Annotated in this window: 15 protein-coding genes; 7 read left to right on the forward strand and 8 right to left on the reverse strand. The window is 69.1% G+C overall.

Going from position 1 to position 16522, the window contains the following annotated elements; translation table 11 throughout:
* Together VFL64_RS19210 and VFL64_RS19215 are read right to left on the reverse strand one after the other, a co-directional pair.
* Nucleotides 1-589: MBL fold metallo-hydrolase (locus VFL64_RS19210; RefSeq protein ID WP_489541990.1), on the reverse strand; the 589-nt coding region annotated here is incomplete at its 3' end.
* A 45-nt stretch (nucleotides 590-634) separates the two neighbouring features.
* Nucleotides 635-1474 carry a glucose 1-dehydrogenase gene (locus tag VFL64_RS19215; RefSeq protein ID WP_489541991.1) on the reverse strand — a complete coding sequence of 280 codons (840 nt, stop codon included), beginning with the start codon at nucleotides 1472-1474 and terminating at the stop codon, nucleotides 635-637.
* A gap of 269 nt (nucleotides 1475-1743) precedes the next feature.
* On the opposite strand from VFL64_RS19215, the gene VFL64_RS19220 reads away from it, so the two are divergent.
* From VFL64_RS19220 to tssA, 6 genes are all read left to right on the forward strand, one after another.
* Nucleotides 1744-2343: a nickel-binding protein gene (locus tag VFL64_RS19220; RefSeq protein ID WP_489541992.1), complete on the forward strand. Its 600-nt coding sequence runs from the start codon at nucleotides 1744-1746 to the stop codon at nucleotides 2341-2343.
* A 45-nt stretch (nucleotides 2344-2388) separates the two neighbouring features.
* Nucleotides 2389-2946 (forward strand): hypothetical protein, encoded by a 558-nt coding sequence (locus VFL64_RS19225; protein WP_489541993.1) that lies wholly within the window; start codon nucleotides 2389-2391, stop codon nucleotides 2944-2946.
* 155 nt (nucleotides 2947-3101) lie between these two features.
* Nucleotides 3102-3374 carry a DUF4242 domain-containing protein gene (locus VFL64_RS19230; protein WP_489541994.1) on the forward strand — a complete coding sequence of 91 codons (273 nt, stop codon included), beginning with the start codon at nucleotides 3102-3104 and terminating at the stop codon, nucleotides 3372-3374.
* A gap of 98 nt (nucleotides 3375-3472) precedes the next feature.
* Nucleotides 3473-3886: a VOC family protein gene (locus tag VFL64_RS19235; protein ID WP_489541995.1), complete on the forward strand. Its 414-nt coding sequence runs from the start codon at nucleotides 3473-3475 to the stop codon at nucleotides 3884-3886.
* Between the two features lie 56 nt (nucleotides 3887-3942).
* Nucleotides 3943-5724, forward strand: coding sequence for a winged helix-turn-helix domain-containing protein (locus VFL64_RS19240; RefSeq protein ID WP_489541996.1), 1782 nt, complete (start codon nucleotides 3943-3945; stop codon nucleotides 5722-5724).
* 71 nt (nucleotides 5725-5795) lie between these two features.
* A complete protein-coding gene (gene tssA, locus VFL64_RS19245; RefSeq protein WP_489541997.1) occupies nucleotides 5796-6857 on the forward strand; it encodes a type VI secretion system protein TssA in 1062 nt (353 codons plus the stop codon).
* A 38-nt stretch (nucleotides 6858-6895) separates the two neighbouring features.
* On the opposite strand, the gene VFL64_RS19250 is transcribed toward tssA, so the two are convergent.
* The 6 genes from VFL64_RS19250 to VFL64_RS19275 form a co-directional block, all read right to left on the reverse strand.
* Nucleotides 6896-7663 (reverse strand): OmpA family protein, encoded by a 768-nt coding sequence (locus VFL64_RS19250; RefSeq protein ID WP_489541998.1) that lies wholly within the window; start codon nucleotides 7661-7663, stop codon nucleotides 6896-6898.
* Entirely contained in the window at nucleotides 7663-8640 is a 978-nt protein-coding gene (gene tagF, locus VFL64_RS19255; protein ID WP_489541999.1) for a type VI secretion system-associated protein TagF, read from the reverse strand. The genes VFL64_RS19250 and tagF overlap by 1 nt, the downstream gene beginning before the upstream one ends.
* Nucleotides 8637-12473, reverse strand: coding sequence for a type VI secretion system membrane subunit TssM (tssM, locus tag VFL64_RS19260; protein WP_489542000.1), 3837 nt, complete (start codon nucleotides 12471-12473; stop codon nucleotides 8637-8639). Before tssM ends, tagF begins: the two co-directional genes overlap by 4 nt.
* A gap of 25 nt (nucleotides 12474-12498) precedes the next feature.
* Nucleotides 12499-14025: a hypothetical protein gene (locus VFL64_RS19265; RefSeq protein WP_489542001.1), complete on the reverse strand. Its 1527-nt coding sequence runs from the start codon at nucleotides 14023-14025 to the stop codon at nucleotides 12499-12501.
* Nucleotides 14026-14109: 84 nt separating this feature from the next.
* A complete protein-coding gene (locus tag VFL64_RS19270) occupies nucleotides 14110-14382 on the reverse strand; it encodes a PAAR domain-containing protein (protein ID WP_489542002.1) in 273 nt (90 codons plus the stop codon).
* Between the two features lie 83 nt (nucleotides 14383-14465).
* Entirely contained in the window at nucleotides 14466-15323 is an 858-nt protein-coding gene (locus tag VFL64_RS19275) for a M15 family metallopeptidase (RefSeq protein WP_489542003.1), read from the reverse strand.
* 128 nt (nucleotides 15324-15451) lie between these two features.
* Here VFL64_RS19275 and VFL64_RS19280 point away from each other — a divergent pair, with 128 nt between their 5' ends.
* Nucleotides 15452-16243 (forward strand): hypothetical protein, encoded by a 792-nt coding sequence (locus VFL64_RS19280; protein ID WP_489542004.1) that lies wholly within the window; start codon nucleotides 15452-15454, stop codon nucleotides 16241-16243.
* Nucleotides 16244-16522 lie beyond the last annotated feature (279 nt).

Raw genomic sequence — 16522 nt, forward strand, 5'->3', positions numbered from 1 at the left:
CGGTGTCGAACTCGCGGTAGCTCAGGCCGAAGGTGTCGCCGGTGAAGAAGCCGCGGCTCGCCGCGTCCCAGATGCAGTGGTGGTGTTTGGCGTGGCCCGGCGTGTGGAGCACCTGCAAGGGCCGCCCACCCACGTCACCCACGTGCACCGTCATGCCGTCCACGCTGACCACGACACGCTCTTGCGGCACCGGCACCACCGTGCCGTAGGAGCGCTGCACCTCCTCGGCGCCGTAGACCGCGCTCGCGCCGGCAATCAGCGCCCGCGGGTCGACCATGTGGCGCTCGCCGCGCGGATGGATCAGCAGGCGCGCGCGGGGCAGGGCCTGCATCAGCGCACCGGCACCGCCGGCGTGGTCGAGGTGCACGTGGGTGGGGATCACCCAGTCGACAGCCTCGGCCGCGAGGCCGGCCGCGTTCAGCGCCTGCAACAGGCGCGGCAGGCTGTGGCTGGTGCCGGTGTCGATGAAGGCGGCGCGGCCCTGGTGGGTGAGCAGGTAGGCCGCGTCGAAGTTCGGGCGGTGGAAGCCGGTGTCGATGACGTGGATGTCATGCGGCAACACCGTGGCCTGGGAGGTGGGGGAGGGCATGAACCATTCTAGGAGCCGGGCGGTTTGGCCGGCCCTGGAGCGGGGTCACGACGCCAGCAAGCCGCCGTCGATGGGCAGCGCGTGGCCGGTGATGAAGCTGCTCGCATCGGAGAACAGCCAGGCCACCGCCTCGGCGACTTCGGCGAGTTCGCCCACACGGCCCACCGGGTACAGCGCCTTGATCTGGGCCTCGCGCTCCTGGTCGTTGCCGAAGATCACCTCGCTCATGGTGGTCTCGTCGATGATGCCGGGGCATACCGCGTTGATGCGCAAGCCCTGGCTTGCGTACTCCAATGCCGCAGCGCGCGTGAGGCCCACCACGCCGTGCTTGCTGGCGATGTACGCCGCGCCCACGATGCGGTTGGCGAACAGCCCCGCCACCGAGGCATGGTTGACGATCACGCCACCGCCGCGCGCCAGCATCAACGGGATCTCGTGCTTCATGCACAGCCAGGTGCCCTTGAGGTTGACGTCGATCACGCGGTCCCACAGGGGTTCGGGTTGGTCGGCCGACGCGAGGAAGGTGCCGTCGAGCACACCGGCGTTGTTGAAGGCGCCGTCGATTCGGCCGTGGCGCGCGATCACCTGCTGCAGCGTGGCAGCCACCTGCACGGCATTGCACACGTCCATGGTCTCGAAGCGGGCCTCGCCGCCGGCTTGGCGGATGCGCTGTGCCACGGCTGTGCCGCCGGCTTCATCCACGTCACCGATGACCACGCGGGCGCCTTCGCGCGCCAGCACCTCGGCCGTGGCGCGGCCGATGCCCGAGCTGCCGCCGGTGACGAGGATCACCTTGTCGTTGAGCATGCCGCAGGCAGCGGCGGTGGGCTGCAGGGTGGCGCGTGTGGCGCGCAGGAGGCTGGGGGTGGCAGAGAGGTTGTTCATGAGGGCTGTCCTTGAAGAGAAGAGGGTGGCGTCAAGCCTAGGCAGCGCGTGAAGCCAAGTCCTGCGGCGCGGCTGATGGTTTGCTGATTCAGCGTCGCCTCAAGCATCAGCAAACGATCAGCGCCCGCCAAGGACAGCGGTGCCCCCTCTGCCTACGCTGAAAGCCATGGGTTCGGCACACCGTGCGCAACGGTACGAACCCCGCTCCGAGGCGACGGCGCCCACACGTGCCTCGGTGATGCACGCCCTGTGGGCCCGAGGCTTTCACGATGCACACCTACCTCGTTCGACGCGCCGGCATCGCTGCCGACGCGGCCGAACTCGACGCAGCCCTGATGCGGCTGCGCTCCTTTGAAGAGACGCCGCATGCCTTGCACGCGCAGTGGCTGCACTCCTACGTCTTGCTCGAACCCGATGGCCGTTTCGGCCTGGCCTGTGTGTTCCAGGCCGAGGGCGCGGCCACGCTGGTCGAGCACGCGCGGCGCTGCCGCCTGCCGGCGCGGGAGATCCTGCCGGTGGCGGGCCAGGAGATCGTGCGCGCCTTCGCACCGGCGCTGGTTCACCTGGTACGCCGCCGCAAGGCCTGGGCGTCGACGGCGGACCTCGAACGCGCATACGCCAGCTCGCGCCGCGTGGGCGACGAAGACATGGTGCGCCAGGTGAGCTGGCTGCGCAGCTACGCCGTCCGAGAGGACGACGGCAGCCTGGGCTCGGTGTGCCTGTACCAGGCCATCGACCCGGCTGCATTGGGCGAGCACGCGCAACGCGCTGGCGTGCCCGCCGACGAGATCCGGCCTGTCATGGGCCGCATCGTTTTCCTGGAGCCCCAGCGGGGGCAGCCCGCGGCACCCAAGGTCGCGCCGGCCTGAGCCCTTCACTTCACTTCACTTCAACCTTTCAAAGGACTGACCACCATGGCTACTTCCATCCTCAAAACCGCACTGGTTCAACTCACGCTTGCAGCCGCCACCCTGGCAGGCGGCGAAACGGCCCAGGCCCACGGCGACGTGCCGGCAAGCGACTTCAACCTGCACAAGCTGCTCGCCGACGTGCGCAAGGCCACCGCGCCGTTCAATGAGATCAACGCGGCGCTCGCCGCCAACTACGTCAAGTTCCCCGACCTGGAAGGCGACTGCGTCGCCCAGCCTGGCCAGGGCGGCATGGGCATCCACTACCTGAACGCGTCGCTGCTGGACGCCAAGCTCGACCCGCTGCGCCCGGAGATGCTGGTCTACCGCAAGAACCAGCACGGCAAGCACGAGCTGGTGGCGCTGGAGTACGTGGTCTTCGCGCCGGTGTGGGACGCACTGCACCCGCAGCCGCCGGTGCTCTTTGGCCACCCCTTCCACCTGGTGCGCACGCCCAACCGCTACGGCACCAGCATGCCCTTGTACGAGCTGCACGTGTGGCTGTGGGAGCACAACCCCAACGGCCTCTTCAACGACTGGAACCCCAGCGTCTCGTGCAACTGATCAGGAAACGATCAGCCGCCGCAGAGGACGCCAACGCCCTCGCTTCCTACGATCTCCCCATGGCTTCAACGCCACAACCGAACGGTCGCAACACCCCCGCAGCACGACCACGAGGTTCTTCATCCCCGCTGCGGGCTTCTTCAAGGCAACACACCATGAAACGCTATCTGATCGAACGCAACATCCCCGCAGTCGGCCGCATGACGTCGCAGCAGCTGAAGGACGCTTCGGCGACCTCCAATGCCGCGCTCGCCAAGCTGGCGGGCAAGGTGCAGTGGGTGCATTCCTACGTGGTCGATGACCAGACCTTCTGCATCTACCTGGCCGAGAGCGAGGCCACCGTGCAGGAGCATGCCAAGTTGAGCGGCTTCCCCGCCAACAAGGTGACCGAGGTGCGCACCATCATCGAACCGATGACCGCCATCTGAGCTCACTGCCGCGGGCCGCCCGTCTGCGCCTGCAGCAGGCGGCCCGTCTTCATCGTCTCTCCTTCCAGAGTGTTGGCCATGAAACCGAGGCTGCCCAGGTGAGTGCGTTGCTGCCCCGGCGGCCCGCCGAGTTCTGCTGGCTCGATCTCGCTGCGAGCGATGCCGCGCTGGCCCGGCGCTTCTACGCCCAGGCCTTTGGCTGGACCTTCCATGACCGCCATGCCAACGGCGGCCGGTTCACGCTGTGCCGTGCCGGCGAGCGCGACGTGGCCTCGCTCTACCCCTTGCGGCAGGCCCAGTTGGAGCTCGGCGTGCCCTCGCACTGGACGCCCTACCTGGGTGTGGGCAGCGCCGACATCTCGGCGCGGCAGGTGGTGGAGGCCGGCGGCCGCGTCGTCGTGGCGCCGTTCGACGTGCGGGGCACGGCGCGCATCGCATTGGTCGAAGACGCGGTCGGCGCACTGCTCGGGCTGTGGCAGGCCTTGCCGGGTGCGCGGAGCGATGCACCGTGAGCGCTGTGCTCTACCCGCTGCGGCACAATTCGCCCACTCCGGCAGCTGCCTCGGCAATGGTGCTTGTGACGAACGCGACGACCTTCCGTTTTGGCCCCTGCGAGCTCGACGAGGCGCGACGCTCGCTGTTCGCGCATGGGCGGGAAATCAAGCTGCAGCCACGCGTCTTCGACGTGCTGTGCTACCTGGTGCGTCACCGCGAACGCGTGGTGCCGAAGGATGAACTGCTCGATGCCTTGTGGCCGGGCACCGTGGTGGTCGACAACGCCTTGCAGCGCGTGGTGAGCCTCGCGCGCGCCGCACTGGCCGAGGTGGGCCTGGGCGAGGCGGTGCGCACCTATCCGCGGCACGGCTACCGCTTCTGTCTGGACGACGCCATCGAGCCCGGCTCGGGCGATGGCGTGGTTGCACCGGCCTGCGGCCTGGACGAGGCGCTCGCCGCCACCGATCGCCGCGACTGGGTGGCCGCGTGCGAGGCCTATGCGGCAGCCGATGCGCGCGCTGCCTTGGCGCCGGATGAAGTCGAGCAGTGGGGCCGCGCGGCCATCTGCGCCGGCCTCGGCCCGAGCGTCGTGGCGGCACTGGAGCGCGCGGTCGCGCAAAGCGATGCAGCCGGCGACGTGCTCGCCGCGGCGCGGGCCACGCTGCTGTTGGTACAGATCCGCATCGACCACAAGCAGGGCGTGCTGGCACGCGGCCTCTTGCAGCGCGCCTCGCGCTACCTCGAAGGGCGGGCCGACAGCACCGAGCGAGGCCACTTCGCGTGGATGGCCAGCCGCATGGCCATCGGCAATGGTGACGCCGGCGAGGCCCTGGCCATGGCCGATGAAGCCTGCACCCTCGGGCGCAGCCTGCGCGATCCTGACGTCGAATGCCTGGGCCTGGTGTACCGGGGCCATGCCCTCATGGCGCAGGGCGAGGTGGCTGCCGGCCTGGCGCAGCACGAAGAGGCGGCGGCCGTCATCCGGCTGGGTGGGGTGCGTTCGTGGGTGGCGGGTTGGGCGCTGTGCTCCATCCTCTACGCCGCGCGCCACCGGTGCGACTGGCTGCGCGCCGCGCAGTTCGCCGAAGCCTTCGTCGAATGGAGCCGCGCCAGCCAGATGCCTGCGTTCCCGGGCACCTGCCAGCTCCACCGCGCCGCCGTGCTGGGTGTGCAGGGTGAACTGGAGCGCGCTGCCTCCGAGGTGCGCGCCGCCGCTTCGCTGCTGGCGCGGGCTGCTCCCTGGGCCGAAGGCGATGCCTACTGCGTGCTGGGCGACATCCAGATCAGCCATGGCGACTTCGACGGCGCCGAAGCCTCGTTCCGGCAGGCCCACGCCCTTGGCTGGGACCCGCAGCCCGGCCTGGCGCGCCTGCACCTGCTCACCGGACGCGCCGAGCTCGCGCGGCGCGAACTCGAACGTGCTCTGGAAGAGACCGACTGGACCTTGCGCGAGCGCCGCGGCCAGCTGCTGTGCCTGCTGGTGCATGCCGCGGTCCTGGCCGGCGACGCGGAGCGCGCGCGCCTGGCCCTGCGCACCCTGGCCACCGATCCGCAGATGCTGCCCACCGATGCGCTCAAGGCCATGCACTGCAGCGCCGAGGCCGAGCTCGCCTTCCACGACGGCGAGTTCAAGCTGGCAGCGCAGAAGCTGCGCCAGGCCGTGCGCCACTGGCTCGAACTGAGCTCGCCCGTGGGTGAAGCCGAGGCGCGGATGCGCCTGGCCGAATGCCTGCTGCGCGATGGCGACACGGCGGGCTGCGAGATGGAGTTGCACGCGCTCGACTCCAAACTGGCGGGCGGAGTGCTCCCGCACCGGGCGCGCATCGACGCCCTGCGGGCCGGGCTGGCGCGCTGACTTGCATTCACTGACAACTGGCCCCCATCGGCGGGGGCTGTGCGCGAGGGGTGCGCCGCTAAACTGCCCCGATGAATCTCGATGTTCTCCTGACGCCCATCTCCGAGTCGGCCCCCTGCGGCGAAGACCTGTCCTTCTCCAGCGAGTTCGACGCCATTGCCGAGATGCGCCGCCAGGACGACCCCACGCTCGACCAGGGTGAGTGGGTCACCCCCCTCAAGACGGCTGACTGGGCTTCTGCACGCAGCCACAGCGCCGAGCTGCTGGCAGCGCGCTCCAAGGATCTGCGCCTGGCCATGTGGTGGGCCGAAGCCGCCACTCTGATCGACGGTTATGCGGGCCTCCAGCAAGGCCTCACCCTTTGTGCGCGCCTGTGCGAGCAGTACTGGGACGGCCTCTACCCCGAAGCCGAAGGCGGCGACATGGAACAGCGCGTGGGCAACATCGGCTGGTTCCTCGGCCGCATCGTCTCGCTGGCCACCGCGGCGCCCGTGGCGAAGGGCCGCGCCGGCGCGTTCTCGCTGCAGCAGATGCAGCAGGCTCGCTCGCTGCAGACCCTGCTCGAGCGCTCACCCGAGAAGGCCGCGCAGCAACCGGCCGATGCCGTGACGCTCGACAAGTTCAACCGCGCACTGCGCGAGACCCCCAAGGACGACCTGCGCCACACCGTGGCCAGCCTGCAGGCCAGCCAGGAGGCCCTGGCTGCATGGCAGGGTGTGATCGACGCCAAGCTGGGTGCCGAGGGACCGAGCTTCGTGCCGGCTCGCGAGGCGCTGGGGGCGGCCCTGCATGAAGTGCAGCGCCTGGCGCGCGAGGTGGGGGCGCTGGCGGGCACGCCGGCATCTGAAACGGCGGCCGCATCCGTCGGTGCCGCCGATGCCTCGACGGCCCGGCCGGTGGGCGGCCCGCTGCGCACGCGTGAACAGGCGCTGGCGCAGCTGCGCGAGGTGGCTGCCTTCTTCCGTGCCACCGAGCCGCACAGCCCGGTGGCCTACCTGGCCGACAAGGCGGTGCACTGGGGCGACATGCCCTTGCACCTGTGGCTGCGCTCGGTCATCAAGGACGGCCCGGCGCTGTCGCATCTGGAAGAGCTGCTGGGCCTGGAGCCCCCGCGCGAAGGCGCGGCGGGTTGATCCTCCGCGAAGGCGCGGCAGGCTGACTGCCGCGGCGCCTACTGTCCGAGCCGGAACTCGATGCGCCGGTTGCGCGCGCGCCCTTCGGGCGTGTCGTTGCCGGCCACCGGCCGGTCCGGCCCGGAGCCGGATGTGCTGATCAGCGAGGGCGGTACGCCTTTCCCGGCCAGATAGCTGCGCACCGCATCGGCGCGCGCCAGCGAGAGCACGATGTTCGCTTCACGCGAGCCGACGGCATCGGTGTGGCCGATGACCTCGACGTGCTTGCCGCCCATCTTCTGCAGCGTGGCCGCCATCTCGTCGAGGATGGCCTGGCCGGTCGGCCGCAGCAGGCTGCTGCCGGCTTCGAACTCGATGATGCGGTTGCCCAGCGTGGCGTCGAGCACGGCCTGCTCCTGCACAGCCACGCGCAGCGCGTTGCGCACGGCGTAGGTGGGGTTGAGCGCGGTGGCCATGTCGGCGGCCACCTGCTGGCGCTGCGCTTCGTTGGCGACCTCGCCCTTCAACTCGATGTTGTTGCCGTTGATGGCCAGCTGCCCGCGAGAGACCTGCTTGAGCTGCGGGGACACGATCTTCTGCACATAGCCGCTCCAGTTGGGCGGCGCGACGACAGCGCCCACGCCCAGTTGGTCGACCACGCGCTCGGCACCGTAGACCTCGCGCACGCGGGTCAGGATGGCATTGCGCGTGGCCTCGTCGGGCACGGTGCCGGCCACCACCACCTGGTTGGGGGCGGTGCCGGCGGCGACTTGCGCGAAGGCCGGCAGGCCAGCCAGGAACAGCAGAGCGGTCGCGAGCGGCTTCATCATTCCCCCAGAAAGGTTTCGCGGAACATGTCGACCGCGGCAGCGACCGACAGCGACGGGTCGCGCAGGTGGTTGGAGAGCTTGCGCAGGCCGTAGTCGGTGCCGATCCAGTCTTCGACCCATTCGGCTTCGGTGATGGCCACGTTGTCGGCCCGGCAGGCCTCGGGGTCGATCACCGAGCGCAGCGTGGCGGGCGAGGCGCCGTGGAAGCCCAGCACCAGCACCGGCTGCTCGCCGTGCAGGGTGACCAGGATGGCCGTCTCGGCCGGGGTGCGTTTGAAGAAGCGCGCGACGAGGTCGACCCACAGCGTAAGCACGTGCGGCAGGTGCAGTGGGTCGCGCGGCAACGGCAGCAGCAGGCCCTTGCTCAACTCGCCGTGCCCCTGCGTGAGAACCGGCTGCAGCAGCATGCCCAGCGCCAACACGGTTTGCCGGAACGAGATGGCTTGGCCCGGGGGTGAGACGGCGGACTCCAGGCGCTCCAGCGTGAAGAGCTGGGCGAAGTTCTTGTAGCTTTCGCGCAGCACCTCGTTGCGCTGTTCCAGTTCCACATCCTGCAGGCTGAGCTGGTCTTGCACCTGTGCAAAGTCGTCGGCTTGCAGTGCCTGACGCACCTGCGCGTCGAGCCGACCCCACAGCGGGCTCAGCGCCTGCGGGCTGTAGGGCAGGAAGGCGATCGGGTCGGCCACCTCGAACGAGGCTGCCATCACGAAGGGGAAGCGGCGGCCCGAGGCATCCTGGCTGGCCGCCATGTGGCCGATCAGGCCCGCGCGGCGTTGCGCTCCGAGGATGGCGAAGTGCACCGGTGCAGCGGCGTCATAGACGATCTTCCAGCGCGCTTCTTCGGCCAGCAGCTCCATGGTCTGCGACATCCACTCGTCGATGCTGCGGATCAGCGCCGAGCCCGCCGAGCTGCGCACGAAGTCGCCGCGCGAAGGCAGTTTGCCGAAGTAGAGCGCTTGCGCGGTCGCCGTCATGGCCGGGCTCCGCTCGCACCGAGGGCCGGTGTCGCCGCCAGCACGCCCACCACCTGCGCCGGCAGCTGCACGCCCTTCAGTCCGCCCGAGGCACTGGGCGTATCGGGCGATCCGGGCGCAGTGGGCGAACCCACGGCGGGGCTGGAGATCAGCCGCAGCTGCACGGTGACGGCCAGCGGCCCGTTGGCCCAGGTGAGCTCGAAGGCGCCGGTGTCGAGCTTGCGCCGCTTGGCCTTGTTGATCATCTTCTCCAAACCGTAGCCGCCGGGCTCGCTGAGGAACTCGACCGGCCGGCCATCGGTGGTGATGCCGCTGATGCGCACGCCGGGCGCGCCCTGGCCGGGCCAGACGAAGTTGGTCCAGTTGGCCATGGCGTTGCGGTAGCGCAGCTGCTGGCCATCGACCTCGATGGTGTATTCCGACAGGCCGGGCACCGGCGTGGGCAGCATCTGGAAGTGGGTCTGCTGATCTCCACCGGCCCCGCCGTTGCCAGCGGCACCACCGCCACCCGCCGCAGCCTGGCCGCCGATGGGCGCCACCCAGGCCGGGAAGCCGCTGGCGAACTCGGGCCGCAAGTGCAGGCCGATGTCGGCCCAGGTGCGCGGCGTGATGGTGTCGCCCCGGCGCACGACCAGCGAGCCGAGCGCCTCGGCGCTGAACTTGGCGACGCCGCCTTCGGGGCCGAACATCTTGGCCATCTCGCCCGCGCTGGCCTCCAGCCGCGAGGCCTTGTCGAACGGGTACTTGCCGGCCAGCGTGCGCTGGAAGGGCTCGTGGACCTGGGCCACCCACACGCGGTTGATCTCGGTCTCGGCCGCCGGCACGATGACCGCGTAGGACTGGATCAGCGGGCGCACCAGCAGCGGCCGCAGCGTGGCGCGGGCGGCATCGGTCTGGCCGTTGAGCATCTGCTCCTCGACGAGCTTGAGCGCCTCGCTCAGCTCGGAGCCGCCTTCCAGCGTCTGCTGCATCAGCTGGCGGCTGGCGGGCCCATGGTCGCCCTGGTTCTTGATCTGGTTGAAGCGCGTGCGGATCTTGGAGAGCGAGAGCAGGTAGCTGCGCAGCAGCGTGGGGTTGCTGTCGCGGCTGACCACCAGACGCGTGAGCCCCGCAAACTCCTTGCCGATGGGGCCCATGGGGATGGCGGCCTGGCCGGTGGCTAGGTCGATCTTCATCTCGACCGGGCCGGGCGACATGCGCAGGATGGACTGCTTGAACCAGTCGATGAAGCCCTTCTGTCCCTTGGCCAGCTTCTCGTTGAGCACGCCGGGGTTGTCCCAGGAGGTTTGGTCGTACAGCGTCTGGATCAGCTTGCCCACCGGCGAGGCCGCGGGGTCGCCCAGGCGGTTCATGCGAGAGACGGCCTGCTCGAAGCTGCCGAACTCCTTGACGCTCACGCCCTGCATGAACTTCTGCCACTCCTGCACGTACTCGGCCTTGTAGAGCTGCACCAGCGCCTTGCGGATCTGCTCGGGGCTGCCTTCGAGCGTGAGGTCGTCCTGCGTGGCGGTCTTGAGCACCCAGTCGTCGGCCTTGCTCTCCTTGGTGGAGGCGTCCTTGAAGGCGTCGTCGATGAAGCCGTCCCAGGCTTCGCGGGTGAAGGCGCCCGAGATGGCGTAGCTGCCGGCCACGATGTCCTTGTCGGCTTCTTCCACCAGCCGCGCCACCGTCATCGGCGGGTAGCGCGTGGCGGCGCGCGCCTTGATCTCGGCATACACGCGTTCGCGCGCCGGCATGCCCTTGACGACGCGGCGCAGGTTCTCGCGCGTGGTGTCGAGCAGGGCGAGGTTGGTCTGCGCGACGGGGAAGTCGGGGGCCGACACCTGCGTGAGCGCGAACGACAGGATGCGCTCGGCCGAGCGGATCAGCTGCTCGCGCGGCATGGAACCGCGGTTGGCCTCCAGCCAGCCGCGCCAGAAGCGCGTGAGCTGGTCACCGAGGTGGCCTGCCTCGATGCGGCTGTGGTCGCCGAGCATGACGTAGGTCTTGAGCGCGTTGTAGGCGTCGGAGACGTTGCTGGTCGACGCCGCCGAATAGACACCCAGCGCGCCCTGCGGATCGAGGTTGGCGCTGCTGCCCGATCGCGGCGGCGCGCTGCCGTCGGCCGTGCGCAGCAGCGGCTGCAGCTGGGCGGCATTGGCATTCACCTCGCTCAGGTAGCTTGCTATGGCAGCGGCGGTGGGCTTGAGCATCACCTCCTGCAGGCCGGCGAGGTAGGTGGCCCGCAGCCTCTGCTCGACGGCATCGCCCTGGTAGAGACCGAGCGTGAGCGACCAGGGGCGCTCGTCGCGGTAGCGCTGCAGCTGCTCCACGCGGTCTTGCACGATCTCCAGCGCTTCGAGGCGCGACTGCAGGTCGATGCGGCCCTCTTGCAGCTTGATGGCCTTGTTGAGGTCTGCCTGCACGTTGGCCACCAGCTGGCGGTTGCCCACGTACGACCAGGTCCACCCGGCCAGCATGGCACCCAGCAGCAGCGCACCGCCGAAGAACGCGGCATAGCGCCAGCGCAGCTTGCTGCGGCTGGTGTACTGCTGCACCAGGTTGCGGTCGGCGAAGATCACCTTGGAGAACAGGTCGCGCAGGAAGAAGCCGTTCTGCGCGACCACCGCGGCGGTGGGCGTCGACCCGGCCGCTGGCGTGAGCGCAAAGCGCTCGGCCACGCGCTGGCTGGCGCGGCCGGTGGACTGGCCCTCTTGCACCGCGCTCGTGAAGTAGAAGCCGCGGAAGACGGGACGGAACTGGTACGGGTTGTCCTCGAACAGCGTGGTGATGAAGGTGCGCAGCGGTGCCTTCAGCGCGTTGAACTCGAGCGGGAAGGTCAGCACCCCTGGCGGCAGCTTCTCGCCGCGGTGCATGGACATGCGCACGATCGAGGCTTCCTTGAGCCCGTCGTTCAGCTCGTCGAAGTGGCGCTCGAAGCTGGCCACGACGTCGCTCTTGGCGGCCGGGTCGTAGGGCAGGGTGGCGCCCCACACACGTTCGCGCTCGTCGCGGTCGCGGTCTTCGAAGAACTCGGCAAAGCCCGAGATGAGGTCGGTCTTGGTAAAGACCACGTAGACCGGCGCGAAGACTTCCAGCTTCTCGGTGAGTTCCTGCACGCGCTGGCGCAACTGCTTGGCCAGGGTGATGGCGAACTCGGGCCGGTTGTTGGCCAGCTCGGCCAGGCTGGCCGCGATGATCACGCCGTTGAGCGGCGCCTTGGGCCGGTTGCGCTTGAGCAGCGAGAGGAAGCCCAGCCATTCCGCGCGGTCTTCTTCGTGCACCGAATAGCGCCCGGCGGTATCGAGCAGGATGCCCTCGGTGGTGAAGAACCAGTCGCAGTTGCGCGTGCCGCCGATGCCCTGGATCACCGAAGAGGTCTTGTCCGACGTGTTCTTGTCGAAGAAGGGGAAGTTCAGGCCCGAGCGCACGACGGCCGTGCTCTTGCCTGCAGCCGGGTTGCCGATCACCGCGTACCAGGGAAGCTCGTAGAGAGCCGCCGAGCCCGAGGTCTGGCCGAGCTTGGAGGTCTTGATGGTCTTGACGGCCTCCTGCATGCGCGAGCGCACGGCCATCATCTCGGCGCGGCCCTCGCGGTTGGGAGCGGTCTTGATGGCGCGCTCCGCTTCGGCGTCCAAGGCGGCCTCCAGTTGCTGGCCCGCTTTGCGCGCGCGGTGGCGGCGCAGCGCCCACAGGACGAACCAGACGGTCGCCAGCGTCAGCAGCAACAGAAGCACCCAGACGGCGCCCACCTTGAGCGCATCGGCGCTCATGAAAAGCAGGGCCGCCAGGGCCAGCAGGCCGATCACGGCCAGCGTGCGTGCGTCCAGGAGGAACTGCCAGAGTCTTTGCATGGGAGTGGGGTCCGTTGGGTATCTGTCAGGCGGCCTGTGCAGCAGCTGGCTCGGGTGGTGCAGTGGCGGGTGTCAGCAGCGCGGCGAAACGCTCGAAGGCCGGGAAGGCGCCGAGCACCAGCGCGGGCTGCTGCGACCTGCTCACCTGGCCGGCCGTGAGTGCCAGGCAGGCGAGAAGGCGGGCCACGCCGAGGTCGCCGCAGCCCACCCCGAGCCGCAGTGCGTGTTCACCGGGGTCGAGGTGAGGCAACAGCGTTTGCAGCGTCTCGAAGACTTCGCCGGTGCGCGAGGCGCGGTGGTCGGTGTCGCTGGTGATGTGCTGGACTTGCACCGCCTGCCAGCCGCTGGCCCGCAGTGCGTCTTCCGCGCTTTGCAGCAGGGTCTGCGGGCTCACGCGGCCGGAGGCATCGGCCGACTTGTCGCGGCGCAGCAGGTTGGCGCGGTGCAGCTGGGCCTGCGGCGCCTCGGCATCAGGCAATGCCGGCCATGCGCTGGACGACAGCAGCAGGCCAGCGGCCCCTTCGCCCGGCACGCGCCCGCGCTGGTTGCTGCCGGAGAAGAGCTCCTGCGCCGCGGCCATGGCGGCGGCGTCGTTCTCGCCGACCAGGCTGTCGGCGGCCATCGCCCAGAGCAGGCCGGCTTCCTGGTCTCGCTGCCACTGCATCAGCTGCTGATCGAGCACCGCCCAGAAGGCCTCGGCGTCGTCCACGGGGTGCAGGTGCAATTGCACCGCCAGGCGCATGCTGTGGGCCATCGCGCGTGATTGCCCGGCGGCCTTGAGCCCGCTGTCGATGAAGGGGTCGAGCAACTGCTCGATCCATGCGCTGGCCAGCTGCTGCGTTTGTGCAGGCCACCGCGCCGGAATCGCCACGCGGATCGACACGGTGGGTGGGAGTGTGGGTGCGGAGGGTTTGCTGCGTGAAGAAGGCAGGGGCGCGCTCAGCGCGGGCCATTGCGCCTCCAGCGCGTCGCGCATGGAACTGGCCGCCATCTCCAGCGAGGCCAGCGCGCGCAACACCTCGGGTGCGGACTCGTGGTTCGCCCAGATCTCAGGTCGATCCTGCGCGAGGCGGGCCTGGAGCTCGTCCATCGCATCGCGCAGCGCATGGGTGGACAGGTCGGGCACGGGCGCGGTGAAGACGGCAATGCCGTCGTCGTCCTTGAGCTGCTCGTCGAGTTCAGGCCTGCACTCGCCCTTGGCGATGCTGGACTGTGCGTTGCTCCATTCACGGTCTGTGCGCAGGTGAACGGCGCTCGACAAGACCCGGAAGCGAGGTGCCTGCGGGCGCTCGGCCAGGGCCGGAGTCGACGCTTGGGGGGGCGCCACCGTTGCGGGTGTAGCCGGCGCCACGGCGTAGGTGCGCAGGCGACCGATCGACCAGATCACGCCGGCCAGCATCAGCGTGAGTGCGATGGGAAGCACGACGAGCGTGACAACGATGTCGCGCGTACCCGGGTCGACGTGGGCCGACTGCCAGCGCCACATCGTGGCCAGCCACACGAGCGCGGTGATCACCAGCAGCAGCGCGAGGAGCTTCCAGACTTTGGCCATGGGTTCGTACAGCAGGCGCGAAGCGCGCCATCAACGGGCGAGACGGGGTGACGCGCGGTGGCGCCGGTGGAGCGCGAGAGGCGCCTAGCAGGCGTCGGTGCTGACCGACTGCGAGGAGATGAGGGTGGCGCCGCAGGCGGTCTTGTCGCCATGCCGTGCAGCGGCCTGCCCGTCGATGACCATCGTGGGGTCACCGGAGACGATGGTGGTGGTGCCACCGTGGCCCTTCTTGGGGCAGCTGACCTTGTCGCCGATGCGTGCAATGCCTTTGCCGTGCGTGTCGGTCACCCCCGAGGCCTGGATCACTTCGCCGCCGTGGTCGGTCTTGTCGCCCAGCACGATGAAAGGACGTCCCATTTCATCCACTCCCTATGTGAATATTCTCGGCTGACGTGCCGTATGAAACAGAGCGGCCGAGTCTAAGGGCAGAGCCTGCGGTTTCAGCCCCCCGCTTTCGGGCGAGGCGTGATGGTCTTTCGCAACTCCACATGGCCCAGATCCGCGTTCTGCCAGCGTCCGCCCCAGGTCAGGCCGACACGTTGCGCAACCACTCCATACAACTCGTAACCCTTGGCAGCCCACGCGTCGCGCTCGCTGATGACGAGCTTGCCATCGCGCATGAACGCACTGTCTGCGGCCAGGCCATGCTGGTGGTAGCTCTGCCATGCGGCCGCGTTGGTCACATGCGCTCCGAGGCTTGCCAACGCGGTCTGCCGCTCGGGGCTTCGGTAGCCTTCGATCAACACCATGTCGTAGCCGTGCTCGTCACGCATCAGGCGGTGGGCCAGCAGCAGGCGCTGGCGGAAGTCGGCGTCGAGTGCGTCCCAGCGGCGGTCTGCGCTGCCAAGTTGGGGGCGCACGCTCTCCACCTCGGCGGTGGTGAACACCTCCGGCGGCAATGGCGGCGGCGGGACCAGTTGCTCACCCTGGAGCAAGGCTGTGATGACGCCGTTGTCGCTGGTCCAGGCGGTGCTGTCGTCGAAGGCGTCCAGCCTGTGCCAGCCACGCACGGAGAGCACCGCCAGCGGTGGTGCGATCAGCAACGCCATCACCACGCCTGTCCCCACCCAGTGCCGCAGCAGCCAGCGGGTGCCGTCGCTCATGGCTTGGCTGGCTTGCGCGAGACCCTGCTGCGCGTGCCGTGTCGCCTTGCGGCGGGTGTGGTGCTGCGCGTTGCTCAGCCCCTGCGAACTGCGCGCGATGCGCCGAGCGATCCGCTCGCGCAGCGACGGGAACAGCAGCAGTGCCGACAGTCCGCAGGCCAGCACGAAGTACGCCACAACGGCAATCCACATCATCTTGTAAGCAAGCTTTGCAACGTCCCCCAAGAGGGCGTTGCTGCCCCGAAGGGCGTCTCTAGAATCGCCGGCTGCTCGCGCATCCGCGCGCTTTGCCGGCCATGTGGCGGCGTTCGAACCCCGTGCTCATGAACCAGCCACAAGCTCCCGTCCCGCCCCGCGCAGCCCGGCCTCAATTGTTCAGTGCGCCCGCTGCCAAGCAGGGCAGCGGTCGAGTCAAGGGGCATGCCGACTTCGGGCCGAGCATCTTAGCCACCATTGATGGTGGGCAGGCACGCATGCCTGGAGCAAGTGACCGGCTGGCCATCAGGCGCGTGCTGCTGATGGCGGGACTGTCATTGATCGCTGCCGCGGTCTACCTGGGCGTGAAGTTCAGCGCCGCACGTGCGGCAAGTCCCTCGCATTCGACGGCGGTTGCCGCAACAGGACCGTCGGCTTTGCTGCGGCCTGTCGAGTCCGCAATGCCGCCGGCGTCGCAGGCCGCCGTTCAAGGCGTTGCTGCAATCGAAACCGTGCCTGCACCGATTGAGTCGGCGGCACTTCCCGCGGCGAATCGACCGATCAACGAGGCCGTCAGCACCAACACCATCCAGCAGGCGCTGGATCGCCCGGAGGCGGTGCCTGGCAGGAACGAAGAGAAGGTGACCAGCCAGAGTACCAAGCCGACCCGCACCGCTGCGGCGACGCACAGCCCGGCCAAACCGGCTGGCAAGGTTGCCAGGCAATCAGACACCGACGCCGAGCTGCTGGCGGCGATGCTCCCGCATCTGCGCGGCACGGGCGCTCCGAGCAGCCCTGCGTTCGAGAGACGCTGCGGGCAACTCACGGGCGATGCGCTGGGCAGTTGCAGGGCCAGGTTCTGCAACGGGCGGCAGGGTGAGGACGCGGCATGCCCCGCATCGCCGGAGTCGTCGCGCTGATCTTGGGGCGTGCCAGTTCAAGCGCGGAGATCTGCAGTCAGGTGCTTCTCGCCCGGTAGCGGGAACGAGATTTGCTGCACAGCCTGATCCCGCTGAACTCTGCAGGAAGGGGGCTCGCGCCATGAATCTGAACGCACTGATGGTTCGCTATATCGTCAATGACGTCGATCCGGGCCGCACTTCCGGAAGGGCTTGAAGATGAGGTTGCGATCCTGCGGAACGGTGGAGTTGTGCTTAGCAGCGACATCGTTCAGGCAGAGGTCGGCGCCAGATTCTTGT

Origin of the sequence: Rhizobacter sp. (genome assembly GCF_035702065.1) — a bacterium.
In the GTDB taxonomy this organism is placed as follows: Bacteria; Pseudomonadota; Gammaproteobacteria; order Burkholderiales; family Burkholderiaceae_C; genus Rhizobacter.

Bases quoted from the DNA above. Each gene is read 5' to 3' on its own strand.
- VFL64_RS19215 (WP_489541991.1), bottom strand. From the start codon at position 1,474: ATGAACAACCTCTCTGCCACCCCCAGCCTCCTGCGCGCCACACGCGCC.
- VFL64_RS19220 (WP_489541992.1), top strand. From the start codon at position 1,744: ATGCACACCTACCTCGTTCGACGCGCCGGCATCGCTGCCGACGCGGCC.
- VFL64_RS19225 (WP_489541993.1), top strand. From the start codon at position 2,389: ATGGCTACTTCCATCCTCAAAACCGCACTGGTTCAACTCACGCTTGCA.
- VFL64_RS19230 (WP_489541994.1), top strand. From the start codon at position 3,102: ATGAAACGCTATCTGATCGAACGCAACATCCCCGCAGTCGGCCGCATG.
- VFL64_RS19240 (WP_489541996.1), top strand. From the start codon at position 3,943: ATGGTGCTTGTGACGAACGCGACGACCTTCCGTTTTGGCCCCTGCGAG.
- tssA (WP_489541997.1), top strand. From the start codon at position 5,796: ATGAATCTCGATGTTCTCCTGACGCCCATCTCCGAGTCGGCCCCCTGC.
- VFL64_RS19250 (WP_489541998.1), bottom strand. From the start codon at position 7,663: ATGAAGCCGCTCGCGACCGCTCTGCTGTTCCTGGCTGGCCTGCCGGCC.
- tagF (WP_489541999.1), bottom strand. From the start codon at position 8,640: ATGACGGCGACCGCGCAAGCGCTCTACTTCGGCAAACTGCCTTCGCGC.
- tssM (WP_489542000.1), bottom strand. From the start codon at position 12,473: ATGCAAAGACTCTGGCAGTTCCTCCTGGACGCACGCACGCTGGCCGTG.
- VFL64_RS19265 (WP_489542001.1), bottom strand. From the start codon at position 14,025: ATGGCCAAAGTCTGGAAGCTCCTCGCGCTGCTGCTGGTGATCACCGCG.
- VFL64_RS19270 (WP_489542002.1), bottom strand. From the start codon at position 14,382: ATGGGACGTCCTTTCATCGTGCTGGGCGACAAGACCGACCACGGCGGC.
- VFL64_RS19275 (WP_489542003.1), bottom strand. From the start codon at position 15,323: ATGATGTGGATTGCCGTTGTGGCGTACTTCGTGCTGGCCTGCGGACTG.
- VFL64_RS19280 (WP_489542004.1), top strand. From the start codon at position 15,452: ATGAACCAGCCACAAGCTCCCGTCCCGCCCCGCGCAGCCCGGCCTCAA.